The sequence below is a fragment of the Streptomyces spiroverticillatus genome, from assembly GCA_014650415.1.
In the GTDB taxonomy this organism is placed as follows: domain Bacteria; phylum Actinomycetota; class Actinomycetes; order Streptomycetales; family Streptomycetaceae; genus Streptomyces; species Streptomyces spiroverticillatus.
On the sequence record BMUX01000001.1, the window covers coordinates 661125 to 680528 of the forward strand.

Consider the following 19404-nt stretch of genomic DNA (forward strand, 5'->3'; position numbering starts at 1 on the left):
AGGCCGGTCCGACGGACCGGGCGGCACCCGGGCGTGACCGACGCCACGTGCCGCCGTGTACGCGCCTTCTCACGGAACGTCACACATTCGGCCCGCACTTTCACCCGCTCGGCAGGCCGTGCCTGGCGGAGCGGGCCCGGCGGCCGCCCGATGGACCTAACCGAAGGGCCCGTTCCCGCGTCACCGCAGGGCCCCATTCCGCCGGTCCGCCGCATGCCGTCCGCCGCATGCGGATCCGCGCACGCTGGAGGAGCTGAGGAACCATGAAGCGCGCCCCCCTCTCCCGTCTGACCGCCCTGGCCGGTGTCGCCGCCGTCGCACTCACCGCCCTGCCCGCCACGGCGGCCGTCGCCGCGCCCACTGCCGTACCGGCCGCGCTGAGCGCCCCGGAGCCCCCGTGCACGGCGCCCACGGGCCCGTACCAGAAGGAACTGGAGCGCAAGCTGCGGCTCAAGGTCGACGGCAAGCAGTCGGCCGCGGACTGCGTGGCCATCCGCAAGCTCCAGCAGCAGCTGAACATCGACCCGGCGGACGGCCGGGCCACCGCCCAGACGCACGGCCTCCTGCTGGTCCGCGAGGCCCGCAAGAACCCGAACGCGGCGGGCAAGTGCCCGGTCCGCAGCTACTCGGTGACCTGCGTGGACCTGCGCCGCCAGCTCCTGTGGGTGCAGGTCGGCAAGAAGGTCACCTTCGCGCCGGTGCCGATCCGCAGCGGCATCCGGGGCCTGGAGACGCGGGTCGGCTGGCACCGGGTGTACTGGCGTCACAAGGACCACTTCTCCACCATCTACGACGGTGCGCCGATGCCGTACAGCCAGTTCTTCAGCGGCGGCCAGGCACTGCACGGCACGTACGGCGACCTCTTCGAGGCGGGCTCCGGCGGCTGCGTGAACCTCTACGTCGAGGACGCGGAACGCCTCTGGAAGAAGCTGGGCGTGGGCAGCCGCCTCTACGTCTGGGGCGCGAAGCCGGGCACCAACGTCCGCTACCGGGACGCGCACCGCCTCACGGACGAGGAACTGATCGCCAAGTACTCCGGCAGCGAGGAAATCCCGGTCACCTGGACCCTGAACACCCCCCTCTCCCCGACCGAGGGCTGACCCGCTCACCCCGCCGCCCCCTTGGGCGGCGGGGCCGCCCCCCTACCGGGCCCCCACCACGCTCCCCCAAGCCCCCCGCACCCCCTCCGCAACATCCCCCGCCGCCACCGGCACCCCCCGCGCCGCCAGCCGCCCCGCCAGCCCGTGCAGATACGCCCCCGCCGACGCCGCGTCCACCGGCGCGAGCCCCGCCGCCAGCAGCGACCCGATCACCCCCGCCAGCACATCCCCGCTCCCCGCCGTCGCCAGCCACGGCGTCCCCGTCGGGTTGACCCGCACCGGCACTGCGGACGCATCCGACGCCACCACCGTCGTGGACCCCTTGAGCAGCACCGTCGCCCCGTACCGCGCCGCCAGCCGCCGCGCCGCGTCGAGCCGCCGCCCCTCGACCTCCTCCCGCGCGACCCCGAGCAGCCGCGCCGCCTCGCCCGCGTGCGGGGTGAGCACCACCGGCGCGCCCCTCCCCCGTACCGCAACCGGATCGAGCGCCCCCAGCGCGTCCGCGTCGACCAGCACCGGCACGTCGGAGGCCAGCACCTCGTCCAGCGCCCCCGCCACCCCGTCGTCCAGGCCGGGTCCGATCACCCAGGCCTGCACCCGGCCCGCCCCGCCCGGTGTCCCGTCGTGCACCAGCACCTCGGGGTGACGGGCGAGGACCGCGTCCCCGCCGCCGCCCACGCAGCGGACCGCGCCGGCCCCGCCGTGCAGCGCCCCGGCGACGCACAGCACCGCCGCCCCCGGGTACTTCGCCGACCCGGCGACGATCCCGACGACCCCGCGCCGGTACTTGTCGCTCTCGGCGTCCGGCACCGGCAACAGCCGTGCCACGTCCGCGTGTTGGAGGGCCTCCACGTCGGCCGGGACCCCCAGGTCCAGCCCGATGTCGACGAGCCGCACGACCCCCGCGTACGTGCGCGCCGGGTCGAGGAGCAGTCCCGGCTTGTACGCCCCGAACGTCACCGTCGCGTCCGCCCGCACGCACTCCCCCGCGACCTCGCCGGTGTCCGCGTCGACGCCGCTGGGCAGGTCCACGGCGACCACCACGGCCCCCGAGGCGCGGGCCGCCCGCGCCAGCGGAACCGCCTCCTCGCGCAGGCCGCCGCGCCCGCCGATGCCGACGATCCCGTCGAGTACGAGGTCGGCGCGGGCCAGGACCTCGTGGGCGCCGTGCCGTCCGACGACGTCTCCGTCGACGCCGTCGTGCGGGCCGGTCAGCACCCGCCCGCCCGCCGTGCGCAGCGCCGCGAGTCCACCGGCATGCGTACGGTCGGGGGCGAGCAGCACCGCCGTCACCCCGGCCCCGCGCCGGGCGAGCCTGGCCCCCGCGTACAGCGTGTCGCCGCCGTTGTCGCCGCTGCCGACGAGCAGCACGACCCTGGCCCCGTACACCCTGCGGTCCAGCAGGTCGGCGCAGGCGGCGGCCAGTCCGGCGGCGGCGCGCTGCATCAGCGCACCCTCGGGAAGCCTGGCCATGGCCTCCCGCTCGGCGGTCCTCACGGTCTCGACACGGTGTGCAGTACGCATGCCTCCGAGTCTGCCGCAGAGGCCGCACCGGCGCCCGGCACGGAAACACCCCCGCTCAAGTCGCCGCACATGCAGGCAGGTTGACGCGCGATCATTCTTTTACTTAGGTTTGCCTAACCTAACCAACCACATCTGCCCGTGCCTGCCGAAGGGTCCTCCCGCCATGTCCAGAACCGCCCGTGCCGTCCTCCCCCTCCTCGGCGCCCTCGCCCTCACCGCCGCCCTGGCCTCCCCCGCCTCCGCCGCGACCGCGAACCGCACCACCGTCGAGGGCGGCCAGACGTACAACCTCTCCCTCACCGCCCCGAACACCGCCGCCCGCACCACGTGACCGCCTCCCGCACCGGCTATCGGCATCCATTCCCGGTGCACCGGCCATCGCGCCGACGATGAAGTACACCAGAGGTTACGAGCGATCACCGGATCGGGTGACATATGAGGGATATGTCTTCGAGTAGGGCGCGGATGTCTAGGCTCCGGTGTCATGCAGTTGCGGTATTCCTTCCGGCTCGAACCGTCCCCGTTTCAGCAGGTGTTGCTGGCGCGGGCGTTCGGCTGCGCCCGGGTGGTCTACAACGATGCCCTCGCGCTGCGCCGTGCCGCGTAAGCGGCTGGGCTGCCGTGGGTCACGGCCGGGGACCTGTCCAAGACGGTGATCACCCAGGGGAAGAAGCGGGCGGAGCGGTCCTGGCTGGGTGAGGTGTCCGCGGTGGTGCTCCAGCAGTCGCTGCGCGACCTGGAAGGTGCGTACCGGGCGTTCTTCGACTCTCGCTCGGGCAAACGCAAAGACCCGAGGGCGGGTCCGCCGTCGTTCAAGTCCCTCAAGGACAGGCGGCAGTCGGTCCGGTTCACCGCGAACGCCCGCTGGAAGATCACCGGCAAGGGGCTGCTGTCCCTGCCGAAGATCGGCGACATCCCGGTCCGCTGGTCCAGGACGCTGCCTGCCGTCCCCTCCACGGTGACTGTCATCAAGGATGCGTCGGGACGGTTCTTCGCGTCCTTCGTGATCGAAACCGACCCGCAGGCCGACGCGGACCGCTGGCCCGTCGAGGATGTGTCCGGTCGGGAAGTGGGCCTCGACATGGGGCTGAACCACTTCGCCGTCCTGTCCACCGGGGAAAAGATCGCCTCTCCCAGGTTCCTGCGCCGGGCGGAGAAGAAGCTCCGCAAGCTCCAGCGCGGGCATGCCCGCAAACAGAAGGGCTCGAAGAACAAGGAGAAGTCACGCCGCGCGCTGGCCCGCCAGCACGCGAAGGTCGCCGACGCCCGCCACCACTTCCACCACGAGTGGTCCTCCCGGCTGGTCCGCGAACACCAAGCGATCTACGCCGAGACACTCAACGTGCAAGGCATGGCACGCGGCAACCTCGCCAAGTCGATCCACGACGCGGGCTGGTCCAGCTTCCTGGCCATGCTCGAATACAAGGCGGCCCGGTACGGGCGCGTCTTCCAGCAGGTCGGACGGTTCTTCCCGTCCTCCCAACGGTGCTCGGTCTGCCACCGCATCGACGGGCCCAAACCATTGCACGTCCGCACCTGGACCTGCGAGGGCTGCGGGACCGTCCACGACCGGGACACCAACGCCGCCGACAACACCCGCCAAGAAGGAAGACGGCTGCACACCCTGAACCAACAGCTCAAGGTCGCCGAGGGACACCACGGAGACCCAAAACGCCTGCGGAGCGACGAGAAGACCAAGGACCGAAGGTCCCGGCACGACGCGAAGAAACAGGAAGCCAAGGAATCCAGGCCCGAAAACCGTGCCGCGTAGCGGCACAGCAACGGGCCCGGAAGGCCAGAATCCCCTCCCTTCGGGAAGGGGTTGCATGTCAAACCACGCACATCAACAGCCAGTCCGTCGACGGCACGACCGTCTACAGCAACACCCTCACCGCCGTCGACGGCGCCACCGGCAAGGCGACCGGCACCCTGGAGCTGGGCACCACCGCACTCGGCAGCATGGGCGTCACCGTCGACCCCGCCACCTCCACGGGTTACGTCGCCAACCTCGGCGTCGGCACCGTCTTCACCGTCGACCTCAAGGCCAACAAGGTCACCGGCACCCTGACGGTCGGCGGCAACCCCAAGGCCATGGCCCACGACGCCGCCTCCCAGACCCTGTACGTCGCCCGGACCACCGCCGGGACGGTCGCCGCCGTCGACCTGAAGACCGGCAAGGTCACGGACACCCTCCCCACCGGCAACCAGCCCGCGGCCCTCGCCCTCGACCCCACCCGCCACACCCTCTTCTCGGTCGCCTCGGGAACGGTCACCCAGACCGTCCGCCAGACGGCGGCCACCCCCACCACGAACCCGGCCCCGGTCACGGTCCCCGCCGGCACACCGGCCACCTTCACCGCCGCCACGGCCCACCCGGCGCCTGCCATTTCCTGGGAAACCAGCCCCGACCAGGGCAAAACCTGGACCCCGGTACCGAACGCCACCACCCCCACCCTGACCCTCCCCACGACCCCCGCCCAATCCGGCTCCCTCTACCGCGCCGCTTTCACCAACCCGGTGGGGACGGTGCGGACGACGGGGGCGCTGCTGACGGTGACGGCGGGGGGTACGGATACGTCCGGGGGTACGGACACGTCTGGAGGTACGGACACGTCCGGCGGCACCGACACCACGGGCGGCACCGACACGACCGGTGGGTCGGACTCCACGGGCGGGTCCGACACCTCTGGTGGCTCGGACGGCTCCGGCGGTACGGAGACCACAGGTGGCACCGGCACGGTCGGCGGCTCCGGCAGCTCCGACGGCTCCGGCTCCTCCGGTACGGAAGGGACCGCCGGCGGCGACACCTCCACCGCCGGCACCACGGGCGGCGACACGTCCGGTGCGGGCACGGTCGGCGGCGACGGCGGCACGGTCGGCGGGCCGGGTGGAGGCGGCAGCGTCGGCGGGCCGGGCGGCTCGACCACGGGCCCCCTGGCCGCCACCGGCAGCCCGGCGCTCCCCCTGGGCGGCGCGGCAATCGCCCTGACCGCCCTCGGCGCGATCACCATGGCCGCCCGCCGCCGCACGGGGCGCACCCCTGCCTGACGGGCGGGCCCTCCACCCCCTTGGGCGGTGCCCCCTCCCACTCCCCTAGCCCCCTTGGGCGGCACCCTTCCGCCGAGCCCCCTTGGGCGGCGGGGCCGCCCCCCGGGGGCGGAACGGGCGGGCAAGGGGGCGGCCGCCCGATCCGGGCCCACCCGGACACCGCCCCCTGCCCGCACCCAGGGCACCGGCCTAGCCCCACCGGCCCCCGGCCCACCCCCACACCGGGGGCCTGTGACCCAAGCCCAGCCCCCAACCCCAACCCCGCCCCCGCCCGGCCCGAGGGCCCCTCACCCCTCCGCAATCACCACCGCCGAAGCCACCCCCGCATCATGGCTCAACGACACATGCCACCCCTTCACCCCCAACGCCTCCGCCCTCGCCGCCACCGACCCCTTCACCCGCAGCCTCGGCTGCCCCGACTCCTCCACGTACACCTCCGCATCCGTCCACAGCAGCCCCGCCGGCGCCCCCAACGCCTTGGCGAGGGCCTCCTTCGCCGCGAAGCGGGCCGCCAGCGACGCCACCCCCCGCCGCTCCCCGCTCGGCAGCATCAACTCCCTTTCCACAAAAAGCCGTTCAGCCATCTGCGGCGTCCGCTCCAACGCCGCCCCGAACCGCTCGATCTCCGCCACGTCGATCCCGACCCCAACAATCACTTCCGCACCCCAGCCCCTTCGTTCCAGCTCATTCGACCGTCACGGACTTCGCCAGATTCCTCGGCTGGTCCACCTCATTGCCCCGCGCCGTCGCCAGCTCGCACGCGAACACCTGCAACGGCACCGTCGTCACCAACGGCTGAAGAAGCGTAGACGTCCGCGGCACCCGGATCAGCCGGTCCGCGTACGGCACGACCGTCTCGTCGCCCTCCTCCGCGATCACCACCGTCCGCGCCCCCCGCGCCCGTACCTCCTGGATGTTCGACACGACCTTCCCGTGCAGCACGGCCTGCTCCCGCACCGAAGGCACCACGACCACCACCGGCACCCCCTCCTCCACCAGCGCGATCGGCCCGTGCTTCAGCTCCCCGGCCGCGAACCCCTCCGCGTGCATGTACGCCAGCTCCTTGAGCTTCAGCGCCCCCTCCAGCGCCACCGGGTACCCGACGTGCCGCCCCAGGAAGAGCACGGTGTCCTGCCCCGCCAGCGACCGCGCCAGCTCACGCACCGGCTCCATCGTCGCCAGTACGCCCTCCAGGGCCTCGGGGATCCCCGCCAACTCCCGCACCACACCCCGGACTTCACCCTCCCCCACACTCCCCCGCACCTGCCCCAAATACAGCGCCACCACATAACAGGCCACCAGCTGCGTCAGAAAGGCCTTCGTCGAGGCGACCGCCACCTCCGGCCCCGCATGGGTGTACAGCACCGCGTCCGACTCCCGGGGAATCGTCGACCCGTTCGTGTTGCAGACGGCCAGCACCTTCGCCCCCCGCTCCCGGGCGTGCCGCAGCGCCATCAGCGTGTCCATGGTCTCGCCGGACTGCGAGATCGCGACCACCAGCGTCCGCGCGCCCAGGATCGGGTCCCGGTAGCGGAACTCGCTGGCCAGCTCCACCTCGCAGGGCACCCGCGCCCACCGCTCGACGGCGTACTTGGCGATCATCCCCGCGTGGAAGGCCGTCCCGCACGCGACCACGACGACCTTGTCGACCTCCCGCAGCACGGACTCCGCGATCCGCACCTCGTCCAGCTCCAGCAGCCCGCCCGCGCCGATCCGGCCCAGCAGCGTGTCCGCGACCGCCTTCGGCTGCTCGGCGATCTCCTTGAGCATGAAGTGGTCGTAGCCGCCCTTCTCGGCCGCCGAGGCGTCCCAGTCCACGTGGTACGCCCGTACGTCCGCGGGCACGCCGGAGAAATCGGTGACGGTGACCGCGTCCCGGCGCAGCTCGACCACCTGGTCCTGCCCCAGCTCGATCGCGGACCGCGTGTGGGCGATGAACGCGGAGACGTCCGACGCCAGGAAGGACTCACCCTCTCCAACGCCCACCACGAGCGGGGAGTTCCGCCGCGCCCCCACCACCAGGTCCGGCACGTCCGCGTGCACGGCGACGAGCGTGAACGCCCCCTCCAGCCGCCCGCACACCCGCCGCATCGCCTCCGCGAGGTCCCCGCACCCGGAGAAGGCCTCGGCCAGCAGGTGCGCCACCACCTCCGAGTCGGTCTCGGACGTCAACTCCCGCCCGCGCGCGGCCAGTTCTCCCCGCAGGGCGGCGAAGTTCTCGATGATCCCGTTGTGTACGACCGCCACGCGCCCGGCACCGTCCAGGTGCGGGTGGGCGTTCGCGTCGGTCGGCCCCCCGTGGGTCGCCCACCGGGTGTGCCCGATGCCCGTACCGCCGACCGGGAGCGGCCGTTCCACCAGCTCCTTCTCCAGGTTGACCAGCTTCCCGGCCTTCTTCGCCGCCGCGAGCCCGCCGTCCGCGAGGACGGCGACCCCCGCCGAGTCGTACCCCCGGTACTCCAGCCTCTTCAGCCCCGCCGTCACGACGTCCAGCGCCGACTGCCCACCGACATATCCCACGATTCCGCACATAAGGGGCAGCGTAAGTCGGGCGGGGCCGAAACCCCGGGAACCCTCAGCCGAGCTTCTTGATCTGTGCCTCGATCACCGGCACCGGCTGCTTCTTCACCGTGCCGCCCAGGCTGAACGTGTAGAAGGTGGAGAGCGCCCCACCCTTGCGCACCACGGCCAGCTTCATGACGACGTCCGACTCGTCCGGGCCCTGCGCCTTCATGTCGAAGGTCCAGCCGCGCGCCTCGTCGCCGCCGGTCACGGTGTCCGGGGTGACCTTCGCGATCTTGATCTTGTCCCCGGCCTGCACGCCGTCGAAGCCGCCCGCGCAGTCCTTGCCCGCCTTGTCGAGGGCCGCGAACGCCTCCTGGGCGCCCTTGCCGTCGTACGAGGCGAGCCGCTGCACGGTCACCGGCTGGGTCAGCGCGCCCAGGCCCGCCCTGGCCTTCTCCTCCGCCGACGCTCCCGGGTCGAGCTTCATCTTGGCGGGCTTCTCGATGGCCTTGCGCACGACGGAGGCGCCCGGCTTCCCCGGCGCGGCCGCCACCATGGCGTCCGCCAGCGGCGCGCACTGCGGCTTGTCGACCTTGACGGACCCGGCCGGCACGTTGTCGGCCGGCTTGCCCGCGGCGATCATGTGCGTGGCCACGTCCCCCTCCGCCAGGGCGACCTTCTCCAGCTCGGCCGCCGTCAGCGCCTTGGCCGCGGGCTCCTGCCCCTTCCCGGGAGCGTCCGAGCCGCCCCCGGCGGGCGCGCCCGAAGCCTGCGCGGCGGGCTTGTCCGCACCGCAGGCCCCCACCAGCAGGGTCAGCGAGGCCACGGACACGGCAGCCACAGCGGTACGACGGAACAGGGCTCGGCGCATGAAGATCTTCCTTAGGTCGGAGCGACGCCCTGGAATCTAGGTCCCCCGCACCCCTGCGACCTACCGAATTACGGCCCCCGGCAGCCCTCCCCCAAGATCGTGACCCCCGCGCAACCCCACCTCCCCCGGATCGAGACGCGCCCCCGTACAACCCCACCCCCCACGTGACCCACCCCACCCCTCCCACCCCGCGACATCCCCGCCCCACCCCCGACAATGGAGTACGTGATCACTTCGCCGCCACGAAGCTCCCACCGGACGCGGTCCGAGTCCTCCCCCTACCTGGACCTCACCCGCGCCGAGTGGAGCGCCCTGCGCGAGAAGACGCCGCTGCCCCTCACCGCGGAGGAGGTCGAGCGGCTGCGCGGTCTGGGCGACGTCATCGACCTCGACGAGGTGCGCGACATCTACCTCCCGCTCTCCCGCCTCCTGAACCTGTACGTCGGAGCCACCGGCAATCTGCGCGGCGCCCTCAACACCTTCCTCGGCGAGAAGGGCGCCCAGCGCGGCACCCCCTTCGTCATAGGAGTCGCGGGCAGCGTCGCCGTCGGCAAGTCCACGGTCGCCCGCCTCCTCCAGGCGCTGCTGGCCCGCTGGCCCGAGCACCCGCGCGTCGAGCTGGTCACCACCGACGGCTTTCTCTACCCGATGCGCGAGCTGGAGAAGCGCGGCCTGACCGCCCGCAAGGGCTTCCCCGAGTCGTACGACCGCCGCGCCCTGACCCGCTTCGTCGCCGACGTGAAGGCCGGGAAGGACGAGGTCACCGCCCCCGTCTACTCCCACCTGATCTACGACATCGTCCCCGGCGAGCGCCTCACCGTGCACCGCCCGGACATTCTCATCGTCGAGGGCCTCAACGTCCTTCAGCCCGCCCTGCCCGGCAGCGACGGCAAGACCCGCGTCGCGCTCGCCGACTACTTCGACTTCTCGGTGTACGTCGACGCGCGCGAGGAGGACATCGAGCAGTGGTACCTCAACCGGTTCCGCAAGCTCCGCGCCACCGCCTTCCAGAACCCCTTCTCGTACTTCCGCAAGTACACCCAGGTCTCCGAGGAAGAAGCCCTCGACTACGCCCGCAACACCTGGCGCACCATCAACCGCCCCAACCTCCTGGAGAACGTCGCCCCCACCCGCGGCCGCGCCACCCTGGTCGTCCGCAAGGGCCCCGACCACAAGGTCCAGCGCCTCTCCCTGCGCAAGCTCTAGAAGCTCCGGTACGTGAGAGGGCCCGGCCGGAATCGCTTCCGGCCGGGCCCTCTCACGTACCGCTCACAACCCTTAGCCCAGCGCGGACTTGACCACGTCCGCCAGGCGGCCGGCGACGGCCTTCGCCTGGTCGATGTCGGCGGCCTCGACCATCACGCGCACCAGCGGCTCGGTGCCCGAGGGGCGCAGCAGCACCCGGCCGGTGGAGCCCAGCTCGCGCTCGGCGTCGGCCACGGCGGCCGACAGCTCCGGCGAGGTGGCGACGCGGGACTTGTCGACATCCGGCACGTTGATGAGGATCTGCGGCAGCCGGTTCATGACGCCCGCGAGGTCCGCGAGGCTGCGGCCGGTGGCGGCGACGCGCGCGGCCAGCATCAGGCCGGTCAGCGTGCCGTCGCCGGTCGTGGCGTGGTCCAGGACGATGACGTGCCCGGACTGCTCGCCGCCGAGCGCGTAGCCGTGCTCCTTCATCGACTCCAGCACGTAGCGGTCGCCGACGCCGGTCTGCACGACATCGATGCCTTCGCCCTCCATGGCCAGCTTGAAGCCGAGGTTGGACATGACCGTGCCGACGACGGTGTTCTTGCGGAGCTGACCGGCCTCGCGCATGGCGAGCGCCAGCACGGCGAGGATCTGGTCGCCGTCGACCTCTTCGCCCTTGTGGTTCACGGCCAGGCAGCGGTCGGCGTCACCGTCGTGCGCGACACCCAGGTCGGCGCCGTTCTCGACCACGGCGGCGCGCAGGCGCTCCATGTGGGTGGAGCCGTAGCCGTCGTTGATGTTGAGGCCGTCGGGCTCCGCGCCGATGGTGATGATCTCGGCCCCGGCGCGCGCGAACGCCTCCGGGGAGACGCGGGAGGCCGCGCCGTGCGCCTCGTCGAGGACGACCTTCAGGCCGTCGAGACGGTTCGGCAGCACGCCCATGAGGTGGGCGATGTACTTGTCGAAGCCCTCGTCGTAGTCGGTGACCCGGCCGACGCCCGCACCGGTCGGACGGTCCCAGGCCTCGCCGCTGCGGTGCTGCTCGTAGAGGTTCTCGATGCGCACCTCCAGCTCGTCCGCCAGCTTGTGGCCGCCGCGCGCGAAGAACTTGATGCCGTTGTCGGGCATCGCGTTGTGGCTGGCGGAGAGCATCACGCCGAGGTCGGCGCCCAGCGCACCGGTGAGATACGCCACCGCGGGGGTGGGCAGCACACCGACGCGCAGGACGTCCACGCCCGCGCTCGCCAGACCCGCCACGACGGCGGCCTCCAGGAACTCTCCCGACGCCCGCGGGTCCCGTCCCACCACTGCCGTCGGCCGATGGCCCGCGAAAGTGCCCGCCTCGGCGAGCACGTGCGCGGCCGCGACCGACAGACCGAGCGCCAGCTCCGCCGTCAGATCCGCATTGGCCTCGCCGCGCACACCGTCCGTGCCGAAGAGTCGTCCCACAGCTGTCCTCCGAAATGCCGTCGTGCTTCGAAAACGCGACCCGCAACAGGCTCTGAGCGTTTCGTGCCCGTTATACGCCCGAGAGAGTCCAATAAGCGTCAGAAAAGGGTTATAAGTCGAACTAAACGAACGCCCCGGTGGCACGAGAGTGCCACCGGGGCGAACGGTGATGCCGTGATGCAGCAGCCGCACCGCGTGAGCGGTACGGGCAGGCGCGTGATTAGCGCTTGCTGTACTGCGGCGCCTTGCGGGCCTTCTTGAGACCGGCCTTCTTGCGCTCGACCGCACGGTCGTCGCGGGAGAGGAAGCCGGCCTTCTTCAGCGTGGCGCGGTTGTTGTCGACGTCGGCCTCGTTCAGCGCACGGGCGACACCCAGACGGAGCGCACCGGCCTGGCCGGACACGCCGCCACCCGAGATGCGGGCGATGACGTCGTAGCGGTCGTCCAGCTCGAGCACCTTGAAGGGCTCGTTGACTTCCTGCTGGTGGACCTTGTTCGGGAAGTAGTCCTCGAGCGTACGCCCGTTGATCTTCCACTTGCCGGTGCCCGGAACGATCCGGACGCGGGCGATGGCGTTCTTGCGACGGCCAAGGCCGGCGGCGGGCTGCGGGTCGCCGAAGCGGCCGGCGAGCGACTCGCTCGTGTACTCGCCCTCGACGGGAACCTCGGACTCGAAGGTGGTGACCTCCGCGAAGGTCTCCTCTTCGGTACCCTCGACGGGCGTCTCAACAGTGGTCTCGGCCACGATTCTCCTCAGATCTTTCTGTACGTCTTAGGGGGGTGGCCGGAACTACTGCGCGACCTGGGTGATCTCGAACGGGACCGGCTGCTGAGCAGCGTGCGGGTGGGTGTCGCCCGCGTAGACCTTGAGCTTCGAGAGCATCTGACGGCCGAGGGTGTTCTTGGGGATCATGCCCTTGATGGCCTTCTCGACGGCCTTCTCCGGGCTCTTCTCCATGAGCTCGTCGTAGCGCATCGAGCGCAGACCGCCCGGGAAGCCCGAGTGGCGGTACGCCATCTTCTGGGTCTTCTTGTTGCCCGACAGGTGGATCTTGTCGGCGTTGATGATGATGACGAAGTCACCCATGTCCATGTGCGGGGCATAGGTCGGCTTGTGCTTGCCTCGCAGGAGGTTCGCAGCCGTGGTCGCCAGACGGCCCAGGACGATGTCCTGCGCGTCGATGATGTGCCACTGGCGAGTGACATCGCCGGGCTTGGGGCTGTACGTACGCACTTCGTAGCCTTCGCTTCTTCAGTGGATGGAAACCAGACACACCTGAAGCGATCATGCAGCTGGGGCCCACACTGCCGGGATCGAGCCCGTATGCGAGCCACTGGTAACTGCTCCAGGGAACCTACGCACGGTCCGCTTTTCGCCGGTGAGGGCAGCGGCCATACGTATAACAACAGTCGAGACTACCCGCGCCACCCCGTACGGGTCAAAACGCGTCGCCCCACCCGCTCACCTCGCCCGTTCCACCCGCCGCTCGTCCCAGACCGGCTCCGGCGTCTCCCGTACGACCCCGTCCGACCCGAAGACCAGGTAGCGGTCGAAGGACTTCGCGAACCACCGGTCGTGCGTGACGGCGAGCACGGTCCCCTCGTACGCCTCAAGACCTTCCTGGAGGGCCTCCGCCGACTCCAGGTCGAGGTTGTCCGTCGGCTCGTCGAGCAGCAGCGCGGTCGTCCCGCGCAGTTCGAGCAGCAGGATCTGGAAGCGGGCCTGCTGGCCGCCCGACAGCCGGTCGAAGCTCTGGTCGCCCTGGCCCTCCAGCTCGTACCGCCGCAGCACGGACATCGCGCCGCCCCGGTCCTTGGAGTGCTCGGCCCACAGAATGTCGACAAGCGTGCGGCCCATCAGCTCCGGGTGCGCGTGCGTCTGCGCGAAGTGCCCGGCCACGACCCGCGCGCCCAGCTTCCACATGCCGGTGTGCTGGACGTCGTCCCCGGCCAGCAGCCGCAGGAAGTGCGACTTGCCGGAGCCGTTCGACCCGAGGACGGCGACCCGCTCCCCGTAGAAGACCTCCAGGTCGAAGGGCTTCATCAGGCCGGTCAGCTCAAGGCCCTCGCACGTGATGGCCCGCACCCCGGTGCGCCCGCCGCGCAGCCGCATCCGGATGTCCTGGTCGCGCGGCGGCTCCGGCGGCGGCCCGACCTCCTCGAACTTCCGCAGCCGCGTCTGGGCTGCCGCGTACCGGGACGCCAGCTCATGGCTGATCGAGGCCGCCTGCCGCAGGTTCAGCACCAGCTTCTTCAGCTGCGCGTGCTTCTCGTCCCAGCGCCGGCGCAGCTCCTCGAAGCGCGCGAAGCGCTCCTTGCGGGCCTCGTGATACGTGTCGAACCCGCCGCCGTGGATCCAGACCTCCGACCCCGTCGGCCCCGGCTCCACGCTGGCGATCTTCTCCGCCGCCCGCGACAGCAGCTCCCGGTCGTGGCTGACGAAGAGAACCGTCTTCCGGGTCTCCTTGAGCTTGCCCTCCAGCCACCGCTTGCCGGGCACGTCCAGATAGTTGTCCGGCTCGTCGAGCAGCAGCACTTCGTCCGGGCCGCGCAGCAACGCCTCCAGCACGAGCCTCTTCTGCTCGCCGCCGCTGAGCGTGCGCACCTCCCGCCACTGCGCCTTCTCGTACGGGACCCCGAGCGCGGCCATGGTGCACATGTCCCAGACGGTCTCGGCCTCGTACCCCTGGACCTCGGCCCAGTCGCTCAGCGCCTGGGCGTACTCCATCTGCGCGGCTTCGTCGTCCCGCTCCAGAATCGCCGTCTCGGCCTTGTCGACGGCGGCGGCGGCTTCTCGGATACGGGGCTGCGCGACGGACACCAGCAAATCCCGGACCGTCCGCTCGTCCCTCACGGACCCCACGAACTGCCCCATCACCCCGAGCCCACCGCTCACGGTGACCGACCCGCCGTGGGCCTGGATCTCCCCGGCGATGATCTTCAGCAGCGTGGTCTTCCCGGCCCCGTTGGGCCCCACGAGCGCGACGACCGCTCCCTCGCCCACCCGGAACGAGACGTCACCGAGCAGCACCCGCCCGTCCGGCAAGTAGTACTCGACGTGTCCGACCTCAAGATGTCCCATACGGGCATTCTCACCGCCCGCCCCTCCCCGCCCCAACCGCTTTACGCCCGGGTACCACGGGGGCCGGTGTCATTAGGATGCGCCCCATGAGCATCGGGCATGGGGGACCTTCGGACGCCCCCGGGGCAAACCCCCCTCACGGCACCCCTCAACCACCCACCCCCCAGGGCCACTTCGGCCCACCCCCCACGCCCACCCCACCTCCGGCCGCCGCACCCGCTCCCGCCGGTCCCCCTTCCGCCGGCCTGCCTGCCGCCAGCCCTCCTTGGGCGGCGGGGCCGACTCCGCCTGGCGCTCCCGCCGGCCCCCCTTCCGCCAGCCCCCCTGCGGCTCCCGCTTTCGCCAGCCCTCCTTGGGCGGCGGGGCCGCCCCCCGGGGGCGGAACGGGCGGGCAAGGGGGGCGGCCCCTCCCGCTCCCGGCCCAGCCCGGCACCCCCCGGCCCACCCCCGACACCGCCGCACCCTTCAGCGCCCCGCACACCCCGACCCCGCACAACCCCTACGCGGCCCCACACGCCCCACACGCCCCACAAGGCCCGACCGCCCAGGTCACCCCCACCACCCCCACCCCCGACTGGTCCGCCCTCGCCGACGCCGCCACCACCCGCACCCGCCGCAAACGCCTCCTCTACATCGGCGGCGCCCTCCTCGCCACCCTCACCGTCGCCGCCCTCGTCACCACCGCGATCGTCTCCTCCGGCACCTCCCCCTCCGACGGCAAGAACACCTCCCTGCCCTCCCCGGAGTCCCTCCCCACCGACCCCGGCGCCCCGACCCCGTCCTTCTCCCCGGTCGCACCCCCGCCCCCGCCGGACCCCAAGGAGTTCATCTCCAGCGCCGAGAAGGACAAGGCCCCCCTCAGCGCCGACACCCTCTTCCCCGGCAACTCCCTCACCCTGGAGGGCCGCACCTACCCCAAGGGCGCCACGAACCGCGTCACCGACTGCGCCTCGGGCACCCAGGGCAACCTCGGCGGCATCCTCAACGCCAACGGCTGCACCCAGCTCATCCGCGCCACCTTCACCAAGGACGGCGCGGCCGTCACCGTCGGCGTGGCGGTCTTCCCCACCGAGGCCCAGGCCCTCAAGGCCAAGAACCAGGTGAAGGACGGCGTCGCCTCCCTCCCCGGCTCCGGCGTCCCCACCTTCTGCCGCAACGGCACGATCTGCCGCAAGACCGCCAACTCCTACGGCCGCTACGCCTACTTCACCGTCAGCGGCTTCACCGACAACAAGCGCAACGTCACCCCCAAGGACAAGAACGTCTTCGCCCTCGGCGACGACGCGGCGAAGTACACCTTCCTGCGCATCGTCGAACGCGGCCGCGTCCAGGCCTCCGCCGCAGCCACCGCCGACACCACCGCCAGCAGCTGACAACCACCCCGCCGGAGCCCGTCGTCCACCGCCGGGGCCTGTGCCGATGCCGTACAGGCCCCGGCCCGCCCCTGGCGACCCATCCGCCCCCTGACTACCCTGTCGCCGGGCCGCAACTAGGGCCGCCGCCATCGGGGAGCTGGAGCACATGAACACGGGCAGGAACGAAGAACAGCGCACACCGGACACCCCTGCCCCACCCCGGCCCCCCGCCGAGTCCTCAAAACCCGCCCCCGAGGACCGCTCCCCGACGGACACCACCCCGTCCAGCCCCACCCCCAAGCGCCCCGCGCCCACAACCGACCGCCCGGCCCCCGAGCAGCAGCGCCCGGAGCCCGCGCCGCAGCACCCTCGAGCCACCCCCGACCGCCCAACCTCCACCCAGAGCCGCCCACCCCGCCCGGAAACCCCGCGAAAGCCCACCCGCCCCGAACTCCCCCTCCGCAAAACCCCCACCCCCGAACCCAAGCCCAAGGCCGACCCCACCCCCAAGCCGGAACCCAAGCCCACCCCCAAGCCCGACACCGCCACCCCGGCCCCCGAGTCCCACACAACCGAGCTGAGCACCGCCAAGCCCCGCCGCAGCTGGCCCCAGGCCGTCCCGCACCAGCAGTCCCCCGCCACCCCGCAACCCCCCACCCCGACCGCCCGCCCGGTCCCGGCAGCCCGCCCCGCACCGGCCTCGCGCCCCGCCCCGGCTTCCGGCACCACCTGGACCGCCCGCCCCGCTCCCCGGCGCGCCACCGCCTCGTCCCCCGCCGCAGCCCCGGCCCCGGCGCACCAGGACACCCGCACCCCGCCCACCGACCCGGGCCGCGCCTGGGCCCACACCCCGTACCCCGGCATCAGCACGGGCACCGGCACCGCCACCCCGCACTTCAGCCAGCACCGCCAGCAGCCCGACGACGCCCCCGAGCAGGCCCCCCTCGCCGCGGCCCCGACCCCGGACCAGCGCCGCGCCCGGTACCGCGCCCGCGCCACCGGCTTCACCACCGGCACCCTGCACGCGCTGGGCTTCACCCTGCTCGCGGTGTACGAGTTCTACCGGACCTCGGTGCACAACCTCACCGAGGTCCAGCGCGCCGCCGGCGGCTCCACCGCACTGCGCGACATCGCCAACCTCCAGGCCGACCTGGTGCAGCAGAGCGCGTACGGCGTCATCAGCGACATCGCCCGCGTCCTCACCTTCGACCAGCCCCGCGCCGCCCTGTGGACCGCGGTCTTCCTGGCCGTCCTGGTCCGCCTCAACCACCACGGTCCCGCCCGCATCCAGCTGGGCATCTCCGTACTGGCCGCCGGGTACTGCGCCCTGCTCGCCCTGCTCTGGTTCCCCTTCCTCTACGCGCTCGGCAGCATCACCTTCGTCGCCCTGGCCGCGACCGGCGTGGTCCTCTGGGCGGCCACCCGACGCTGACGGGCCGCCGGGGGGGCGGGGGCTCAGCCCTGGTAGACCATCGTGCAGAGCAGGGTGTCGTCCCCCTTCACCCGCCAGAACCAGTAGAAGGTCTTGTCGTCGACGGCCCGGCTGCACCCGGTCCGACCGGTCCCCGGCCCGTACACCCCGGTGATGTGCAGCACGGTGTCGTAGGGCTTGACGAGCTTCTTCGACTTGCAGTCGACCGCCGTCATGGACCCGAGCCGCATGGTCGCCCCGGCCGCCCCGGTGCCCTTCTCGGCGAGCACGCAGTACCCGGCCTTGTACTGCCGGGTCAGGCACAGCACCCGCTTGCCCTTGTCGGAGCGGTGCACCACGTACGACAGACCGTCCCCCGTGGGGCAGGCGCTCCACCCGGACCGCACCGCGCTGACCCGGGTCAGCCCGGCGTCCCCGCCGCAGCCGACCTTCTGGGGTATCCGGGTGTTCCAGCCGCCGCCGGTGTCGAAGAGGGCCAGGCAGTCCCCGGCGCGGACGGCCGCGAAGGCCTCCCCGATCGCCGCCCGGTCCGCCTCCCGCTCCTCGCCCCCGGAACCGTCCCCCGAGGCCTCACCGGCCCCCGAACTCCCCGGCACCGGCCCACCGCCGCCCTTGGCCGCGTCGGGCGACCCCTTGGCCGCGCCCTCCCCGGACTTCTTGGGCACGCCCAGCGACACCCCGGCCGCCTGGGACGGCCGGTCCTCGCCCTCCTTGGACAGGACCCGCGGCACGACCAGCGCCGCGAACAGTGCCACTGCCACCAGCAGCACCCACACCCCGCTCTTCTTCGCCCCCGTCATCACAGCCCCCGTACGCCACCCGAGTCGATGTCTGAAAACACCTTCGCACAGCCCACTGACAATGACCCGGGACAAGTCACGACAAGCCCCCTCGCCATCGAGCGCCCCTCACGACCCCCGACCCACATCAACAACAACCGCCCCCGCTCTCCCCACTTCCGGCCCCGCTCCCCGGCAACGTCCGCACGTTCCGCGCCTCGACCGCCCGCGCCGCGAGCAACTCGTCCGCCGGATACGCCACTTCCTCCAGGGTGAGCCCGTGCGCCTTCACCACGTGCACCGCCGAGTCCCGCACCCGCGCCGCCAGCACCTTCGCCGGCCACTCCACGTCCCGGTGCCCGTCCCCGACGTACAACAGCGCACCCACCAGCGACCGCACCATGTTGTGGCAGAAGGCATCGGCCCGCACCGTCCCGGTGACGACCCCGTCCGCCCCCCGCTCCCACCACAGCTCCTGGAGCGTACGAATCGTCGTCGCCCCCTCGCGCTTCTTGCAGTACGCCGCGAAGTCGTGCTCACCGACCAGCAAGGCCGAGGCCGCGTTCATCCTCTCGACGTCCAACTCCCAGTCGTGCCACAGCACATGACTGCGGATCAGCGGATCGACACCGCCCGGATGGTCCGTCACCCGGTACTGGTACCGCCGCCAGATCGCCGAGAACCGCGCGTTGAACCCCTCGGGCGCCCGCGCCACGCTCCACACCCGTACGTCGTGCGGAAGCCGCCCCGCGAGCCGCCGCAGCAGCTTCTCCTCGTGCTCCGCCCACACCTGCTCCGGCAGATCCACGTGCACCACCTGCCCGCGCGCATGCACCCCGGAGTCGGTCCGCCCGGCCACCGTCAGGTCGAAGTTCACCTCCGACCGGGTCACCGTCCGCAGCGCCGCCTCGATCTCCCCCTGCACGGTCCGCCGCCCGCTGGGCTGCTTCGCCCACCCGGAGAAGTCCTTGCCCTCGTACGAGAGGTCGAGCCTGACCCGTACGAAACCCTCCGCCACCTCTTCAGCCACAGCCAACCTCCACGCTCACCCCGAACCGAAACCCGACCCCG

General features: G+C 72.1%; 18 protein-coding genes. 8 read left to right on the plus strand and 10 right to left on the minus strand.

The annotated features are described in order from the left end of the window. Window positions 1-263: 263 nt before the first annotated feature. Window positions 264-1100 carry a L,D-transpeptidase gene (locus IE269_RS03010; RefSeq protein WP_189821081.1) on the plus strand — a complete coding sequence of 279 codons (837 nt, stop codon included), beginning with the start codon at window positions 264-266 and terminating at the stop codon, window positions 1098-1100. A 42-nt stretch (window positions 1101-1142) separates the two neighbouring features. Here the strand turns inward: IE269_RS03010 and IE269_RS03015 are convergent, their stop codons facing one another. Beyond that, on the minus strand, window positions 1143-2624 hold the full coding sequence (locus tag IE269_RS03015) for an NAD(P)H-hydrate dehydratase (protein ID WP_189821082.1): 1482 nt from the start codon (window positions 2622-2624) through the stop codon (window positions 1143-1145). A 163-nt stretch (window positions 2625-2787) separates the two neighbouring features. On the opposite strand from IE269_RS03015, the gene IE269_RS03020 reads away from it, so the two are divergent. The 4 genes from IE269_RS03020 (at window position 2788) to IE269_RS03030 (ending at window position 5672) form a co-directional block, all read left to right on the plus strand. After that, the gene (locus IE269_RS03020; RefSeq protein ID WP_189821083.1) at window positions 2788-2955 is read left to right on the plus strand and encodes a hypothetical protein; all 168 of its coding nucleotides are present in this window, start codon (window positions 2788-2790) and stop codon (window positions 2953-2955) included. 153 nt (window positions 2956-3108) lie between these two features. Next, window positions 3109-3231, plus strand: a complete 123-nt coding sequence (locus tag IE269_RS42950; protein ID WP_308436932.1) for a helix-turn-helix domain-containing protein — start codon at window positions 3109-3111, stop codon at window positions 3229-3231. A gap of 45 nt (window positions 3232-3276) precedes the next feature. Then, window positions 3277-4395, plus strand: coding sequence for an RNA-guided endonuclease InsQ/TnpB family protein (locus IE269_RS03025; RefSeq protein ID WP_308436933.1), 1119 nt, complete (start codon window positions 3277-3279; stop codon window positions 4393-4395). Window positions 4396-4583: 188 nt separating this feature from the next. Further along, window positions 4584-5672, plus strand: coding sequence for a YncE family protein (locus tag IE269_RS03030; protein ID WP_189821084.1), 1089 nt, complete (start codon window positions 4584-4586; stop codon window positions 5670-5672). A 287-nt stretch (window positions 5673-5959) separates the two neighbouring features. Here the strand turns inward: IE269_RS03030 and IE269_RS03035 are convergent, their stop codons facing one another. From IE269_RS03035 to IE269_RS03045, 3 genes are read right to left on the minus strand one after another with little or no spacing between them, the layout of a single operon-like run. Continuing rightward, the gene (locus tag IE269_RS03035) at window positions 5960-6328 is read right to left on the minus strand and encodes a holo-ACP synthase (RefSeq protein ID WP_189821085.1); all 369 of its coding nucleotides are present in this window, start codon (window positions 6326-6328) and stop codon (window positions 5960-5962) included. A gap of 28 nt (window positions 6329-6356) precedes the next feature. Continuing rightward, a complete protein-coding gene (glmS, locus tag IE269_RS03040) occupies window positions 6357-8204 on the minus strand; it encodes a glutamine--fructose-6-phosphate transaminase (isomerizing) (protein ID WP_189821086.1) in 1848 nt (615 codons plus the stop codon). Window positions 8205-8247: 43 nt separating this feature from the next. Further along, the gene (locus IE269_RS03045; RefSeq protein WP_189821087.1) at window positions 8248-9048 is read right to left on the minus strand and encodes a hypothetical protein; all 801 of its coding nucleotides are present in this window, start codon (window positions 9046-9048) and stop codon (window positions 8248-8250) included. A gap of 216 nt (window positions 9049-9264) precedes the next feature. Between IE269_RS03045 and coaA the strand changes: the two genes are divergently transcribed. Further along, window positions 9265-10254 (plus strand): type I pantothenate kinase, encoded by a 990-nt coding sequence (gene coaA / locus IE269_RS03050; protein ID WP_189821088.1) that lies wholly within the window; start codon window positions 9265-9267, stop codon window positions 10252-10254. A gap of 72 nt (window positions 10255-10326) precedes the next feature. On the opposite strand, the gene glmM is transcribed toward coaA, so the two are convergent. The 4 genes from glmM to IE269_RS03070 form a co-directional block, all read right to left on the minus strand. Further along, complete coding sequence (gene glmM / locus IE269_RS03055; protein WP_189821089.1) at window positions 10327-11685, minus strand: phosphoglucosamine mutase; 1359 nt, start codon at window positions 11683-11685, stop codon at window positions 10327-10329. 220 nt (window positions 11686-11905) lie between these two features. Beyond that, entirely contained in the window at window positions 11906-12430 is a 525-nt protein-coding gene (gene rpsI, locus IE269_RS03060) for a 30S ribosomal protein S9 (RefSeq protein ID WP_189821090.1), read from the minus strand. Window positions 12431-12475: 45 nt separating this feature from the next. Next, a complete protein-coding gene (gene rplM, locus IE269_RS03065; RefSeq protein ID WP_189821091.1) occupies window positions 12476-12919 on the minus strand; it encodes a 50S ribosomal protein L13 in 444 nt (147 codons plus the stop codon). Between the two features lie 228 nt (window positions 12920-13147). Further along, window positions 13148-14767: an ABC-F family ATP-binding cassette domain-containing protein gene (locus tag IE269_RS03070; RefSeq protein WP_189821092.1), complete on the minus strand. Its 1620-nt coding sequence runs from the start codon at window positions 14765-14767 to the stop codon at window positions 13148-13150. Window positions 14768-14853: 86 nt separating this feature from the next. On the opposite strand from IE269_RS03070, the gene IE269_RS42955 reads away from it, so the two are divergent. After that, window positions 14854-16140 (plus strand): hypothetical protein, encoded by a 1287-nt coding sequence (locus IE269_RS42955; protein WP_308436934.1) that lies wholly within the window; start codon window positions 14854-14856, stop codon window positions 16138-16140. Window positions 16141-16288: 148 nt separating this feature from the next. Beyond that, entirely contained in the window at window positions 16289-17554 is a 1266-nt protein-coding gene (locus tag IE269_RS03080) for a hypothetical protein (protein ID WP_189821093.1), read from the plus strand. A gap of 23 nt (window positions 17555-17577) precedes the next feature. On the opposite strand, the gene IE269_RS03085 is transcribed toward IE269_RS03080, so the two are convergent. Continuing rightward, on the minus strand, window positions 17578-18354 hold the full coding sequence (locus IE269_RS03085) for a hypothetical protein (RefSeq protein ID WP_189821094.1): 777 nt from the start codon (window positions 18352-18354) through the stop codon (window positions 17578-17580). A gap of 127 nt (window positions 18355-18481) precedes the next feature. Beyond that, window positions 18482-19363, minus strand: coding sequence for a tRNA pseudouridine(38-40) synthase TruA (gene truA, locus IE269_RS03090; RefSeq protein ID WP_189821095.1), 882 nt, complete (start codon window positions 19361-19363; stop codon window positions 18482-18484). Window positions 19364-19404: the final 41 nt, after the last annotated feature.